Genomic DNA, 4,760 nt, shown 5'->3' on the forward strand with positions numbered 1-4,760 from the left:
ATACACAGACGATCCGCTTCTACGAACGGCAGGGCTTGTTGCCGCCGCCTGGTCGGCAGGAGAACGGTTACCGTGTCTATACCGAGAAACACGTTGAGCGGCTGGCCTTTATTCGTCGCTGCCGCATCCTGGATCTGTCACTGGCAGAAATTCACGAACTAAAGCGCTATCAGGACGACCCTCATCAGTCCTGTACCGCTGTCAATGCCTTGCTCGATGATCACATCTCTCATGTGCGCTCGCAGATAACCGCTCTACAGGCGCTTGAGAAACAACTCGTTTCACTAAGAGCGCGTTGCAACGATGACCGGGAAGTTAAGGCGTGTGGGGTTCTTGCTGGAATTAGCGAGGGAAGCATGCATCAGCAGTAGGTTGGAGTGCCAACCAGATAATCCGATGAGATGCCGGTTTGCCTCACTCTCATGCAAAGGTAAGATCAACCATTTAATCCGTATACCCCAAAAAAATTTAAAATAGCGGCTTGACTGTACCACAGTGGCAAGCATTAGCTTGTGTCATGAACACAACACAGGAGAGAAACACCATGAAATTCCATATCGCTGACATGACATGTGGCCACTGCGTTAGCATGGTCACCAAAGCCATCCTCACAGCAGATGGTGATGCAAAAATACAGACTAACCTGACCGACAAAACGCTGCAACTCAGCACGGAACTGAGCTCTGCAGAGGTAATGGAGGTCTTAACAGAGGCGGGATATCCGGCGACAGAAGTCAAAGCCAGCTGCTGTAATCCGGCGAACACCTGCCACAGCGCCTAACGAAAAAGCCACCTTAAGGTGGTGCTAAATCCCAGCTGTTTGAGGAGTTTATAAATAGCGTTGTGGTGGTACTCCACACCAAACTCGGTTTTGATGTAGTGAAGAATTTTCTCGCCGGTCAGTCTGCCACCTTGCTCACTTTGGCTATGCGATTCAATAAACTCGCCTAATTGCTTTTGCTGTTGTGCGCTGAGATAAGGAATCCGCCCCTTTGCTTTGCGGGCTTCAAGACCATCCAAGCCCGCTTCAAGGTAACTTGACACCCAGTTATTGACGCTGGTGCGGCTGACCTTCTATTGATTAGCGACTTGTGTGCGGTTTTTACATTCAAGGAATTGCGCGATCGCGAGTAAACGCATGCGTTTACGCGCATTTTTCTCCGCTCGGGAGAGCTTGAGGAGTTCTTCAGCGGTTTGATTCATAAAGCTAAGCGAGTGATTATTCGAAACCTGCAATTAGAACAGAAAACTAGACGGAATGGTATAACAGCGCTCCTTAATTTCTTTGTTAGGGACGTCCAATGCAAGTGATGGCGGCAAACATATCCATCCACTGGATGCTTACACCTGACAGATGATGGGAATATAAATTGCCACTTAAAATCAGAAATTGCGTAAGGGTATTTTCGAGCGAGCCCTGGCGGGAGACTTGTTTTACCCTCACCTTCGCAAAGATCCTTTTCATGAAGATCACGAACCTTTTCAATATGCAATTTAAGGGGTTCAACAAGCTTTTCAGGTAACATCGTGACTCGATCTTTACCGCCTTTGCCACGAAATACATACAGTATCTCTGCAACACCAAAAAAGCGGTAAGTTGTCAGTTTGTATAACAAGGCGCTATTGTCGCCGCATGCGCGGCTGGGACGGCTTACGCTGCGCTTCAGCCGCCCCAAAGCTTTGCGTTCTGCTAACACCTAAAAGCGGACTTTACAGCCTTAAAGTTGGAATGTCTGCAATTGGCACTAAGCTGATTGTCAGATTTGATCAAGCTCGATCATGAAAAGTGTTAGATGACATTAAGACCAATCCAATTAAGCTGCATTAGTCCAGATAGCTTAAACCGGCTATTTCCCAATTGCACTATGGCCTGACCTAATCCGGCTTAGTTCGATTAGCATTTAATCGCTCTAAAGTGTGCTTACGGATCTGTTCTTCTTCGTAATTGCGCTGGTCACGCCTATCCAAAGCAGAATGCGCAGCATCATTACCCTGCTGGATAACCTCACAGAGTTTATAAAACAGACACAACAACACACCCAACCCCAGAAGCCCGGCTAAAGGGCCATTAATAGTTCCTGCACCTAAAAGCATAAAGAACACTATCCACCAAAACATTTCCCAGTCCTCCCTTACAAAGTCTGTGCGACGCTAACGGAATTGCTCACTAAAAACAACAATAATTCGGAACAAGACCAGTAAAAACTGCGAATTTGCAACTTTTAACAGTGTTTTTGTTTAACAAATCGGTTTCATAGTGTAGCTTATTTTTACCACTATGCTGCAAAAGGGAACTTAGCTTGAATACTTCATCTGAAGAAACATACCTAACCGTCCACGAAATGGCAGAGGACCTCGCGAATGTCACCGGCAACAGAGAATATGGCCGATCTGCCTCAATGGCGTATGCGATTTACTACAAAAATTTAGTAATTGATACTGTTCGATACCAGCACGGCATAATTGACAGTGAAGCCCTGCAGCTTAGCCGCCACATCCGGTGGGAGCATGCAAAGCGGCATAATGAAGTTCTGTCCAAGAACATGCTGCAGGCTGGCTACCATCGACCTAAGAACGTTGCCGCTCATCACGTTGTCGCGTGGGACCACCCTCGGGCAGCAAAAGCACGCATTCGGCTGGCTGCATACGCGATTGATATTGACGATGAATGCAATGGGGTCTATCTGCCCAGATATCAAAAACATTGCCCGCATGCATATCTGCCGAACGCTGAAGCGCACTCTAAAAGCCATACAGATCAGTATTTTTTCAACGTGGAGTTCTTGCTTGAAGCAACCATAGCTGAAAGACTAGGACGTAATGCCGTAATATCCACCCTGCGGGATGTTGCGAGTGATTTGAAAAAGGGTGATTTCCCGCTGACAACGAGGTTTGAACATGCTTAACACGGAAACAGACACAACTTGTTATGCGGTGTTTGCCGACATCAGCAATTATGCGATGTTGCAGGAATCGACACTCGAACTTCTTATGCAGATTGATGACCCCGTGGGTTTTTACGGTGAACCCTTGGCACATATTTGGAAATCCATGCGGGTAACCTGGTTCTATAACCCCGAAGAGAAGGTTCGGCCTAAACCTGATATTGCTGCATTAGGCTCAACCGCATTCGCAGCATCCGCCGAGACTTGTGAAAAGCTCCGGCCATACATCGGAGACTACGTAGAGTTTCTGCCCCTGGACCTCGAAGGCGAGCAGTGGTACGTCATTCACGTACTGGCAAGGGAAGATATCTTCAATGACCGGTTATCTGAGCGTAAGATAAGAGACGATGGCACACCGAGTCGTATCTGGAAAAAAGTTGTTTTAAATACGGACAGAATTGCCGATGGTGTGTTGTTCCGAATCAAAGGTTTGACGTTGGGGATTTTCAGTACCGACAGACCGGACAGTTTCAAGTCCGTAGTAAAACGGCTGGGTTTGACAGGCATGACATACCAAGTGTCTGGCAGGTAAGGTTTATGTATCTTTTCTCGAAGTAGACAATGGCGGCGAGGCTTACATTTGTAAAATATGCGCTAATCTCTTTGATAATTCCGATACAGAGATAATTTGGGTTGAGTGATTTATGTATGCTATATATGGTCTGGTAGATCCCAGGAATCAAAAGATTTTTTATGTTGGAAGAACCAGCAAACCTTTAAAAACCCGCTTGAACGAGCATCTATGTGAGACTGACCATACAACGTTAAAGCAAAAAAGGATTTTAGAGATAACATCAGCCATAGAAGATAAAATACTGGTAATTGAATTAGAAGGCGGAGTTTCAACTGAAAAAGAGGCTTTTTGCAGGGAGGTTTTTTGGATAGAGACCATGATAAAATCAGGCTCTCCTCTGACAAATGCTTCAGTTGATTTTGGTGGGTTTTACTTCTTACGTGAAGACACCTTAGAAAATACTCCAGAAATCAGTCTTAAGTCTGCAGAGCCACATTATATCTCCGCATCTGCTCACTGGGACGATGATTGCGTTCCGGAGAAAGATAGTGCGGAAGTCAAATTAGCCTCTATGGATGGCATGTTTTTTAAGGTTGAGAATTATATCGTTCAAGGCCATGTTTTAAAGCAGAGAAACATGACTCCTGAGACTTTGCATAATAAACGTATAGCCAACATTAAGGCTGGACGTAGACTAAATCATGGAATGCCCATATTTGACGAAGAAGTTAGAGAAATCCTTCGGCGTTTTGCCAAAAATTCGAATATTTCAACTCTCTCAATCTTTTTTCAGAGAAGTGAAGCAACGATGCAAAAGCTAATAGATGAAGTATTGGCTGAGTAAGGCTGAAGTCAGCGTCGGTTAGCTGTAGTGACTAATTCAGCAAATCACTAAGTTTGACAATTTCAAACTCGACTTTTTCGTCAACGCAGCGCGTCTTTATGTTTTCAAGCACCATCCCTTGATAGGCAGTATAGCAATGCTCCCCGTCCACTGGCAGATGATAGGTACTACCGGATGCTTGTGGCCAAATAAATTCGTCGCCAATTTTTGAGAGGCCGCAAAGGTCTTCAGCCCCACTGGACAGTCTCCATATGTCATTATCCCAGCGCCAGGTTGCAAAAATCTTGTAGACAACCTTCTCACCTTCAATGAACTTTAAAATTGTCCAGCCGTCAGGGTGGTGACTCGTCGGCATTAGATAGAGTGTAGTGGCACACTAAATTTGGCCACCTGATTAGAGGTGTTATGATCCACCTCGTATGACATTAGGTGACATGATGAACAAAAAAACAAGACC

8 protein-coding genes are annotated in these 4,760 nt (G+C 45.5%); 5 read left to right on the forward strand and 3 right to left on the reverse strand.

The features are described 5' to 3' along the window. The coding region (cadR, locus tag BLW68_RS20765) for a Cd(II)/Pb(II)-responsive transcriptional regulator (protein ID WP_143039984.1) at positions 1 to 371 on the forward strand (371 nt) is incomplete at its 5' end. Between the two features lie 173 nt (positions 372 to 544). After that, positions 545 to 781 (forward strand): heavy-metal-associated domain-containing protein, encoded by a 237-nt coding sequence (locus tag BLW68_RS20775; RefSeq protein ID WP_092797183.1) that lies wholly within the window; start codon positions 545 to 547, stop codon positions 779 to 781. Here BLW68_RS20775 and BLW68_RS20780 read toward each other — a convergent pair. Together BLW68_RS20780 and BLW68_RS20790 are read right to left on the reverse strand one after the other, a co-directional pair. Next, entirely contained in the window at positions 778 to 1,044 is a 267-nt protein-coding gene (locus tag BLW68_RS20780; protein WP_092797185.1) for a helix-turn-helix domain-containing protein, read from the reverse strand. The genes BLW68_RS20775 and BLW68_RS20780 overlap by 4 nt on opposite strands. An 831-nt stretch (positions 1,045 to 1,875) precedes the next feature. Then, a complete protein-coding gene (locus BLW68_RS20790; RefSeq protein ID WP_092797187.1) occupies positions 1,876 to 2,118 on the reverse strand; it encodes a hypothetical protein in 243 nt (80 codons plus the stop codon). Positions 2,119 to 2,300: 182 nt separating this feature from the next. On the opposite strand from BLW68_RS20790, the gene BLW68_RS20795 reads away from it, so the two are divergent. From BLW68_RS20795 to BLW68_RS20805, 3 genes are all read left to right on the forward strand, one after another. After that, positions 2,301 to 2,906 carry an AHH domain-containing protein gene (locus BLW68_RS20795; RefSeq protein WP_218141427.1) on the forward strand — a complete coding sequence of 202 codons (606 nt, stop codon included), beginning with the start codon at positions 2,301 to 2,303 and terminating at the stop codon, positions 2,904 to 2,906. After that, complete coding sequence (locus tag BLW68_RS20800; protein WP_092797189.1) at positions 2,899 to 3,477, forward strand: hypothetical protein; 579 nt, start codon at positions 2,899 to 2,901, stop codon at positions 3,475 to 3,477. The genes BLW68_RS20795 and BLW68_RS20800 overlap by 8 nt, the downstream gene beginning before the upstream one ends. Positions 3,478 to 3,589: 112 nt before the next feature. Beyond that, positions 3,590 to 4,303, forward strand: a complete 714-nt coding sequence (locus BLW68_RS20805) for a GIY-YIG nuclease family protein (RefSeq protein WP_092797191.1) — start codon at positions 3,590 to 3,592, stop codon at positions 4,301 to 4,303. Positions 4,304 to 4,334: 31 nt separating this feature from the next. On the opposite strand, the gene BLW68_RS20810 is transcribed toward BLW68_RS20805, so the two are convergent. Next, positions 4,335 to 4,658, reverse strand: coding sequence for a hypothetical protein (locus BLW68_RS20810; protein WP_092797193.1), 324 nt, complete (start codon positions 4,656 to 4,658; stop codon positions 4,335 to 4,337). Positions 4,659 to 4,760 lie beyond the last annotated feature (102 nt).

The organism is Rheinheimera pacifica, from assembly GCF_900108485.1.
Lineage (GTDB): Bacteria > Pseudomonadota > Gammaproteobacteria > Enterobacterales > Alteromonadaceae > Alishewanella > Alishewanella pacifica.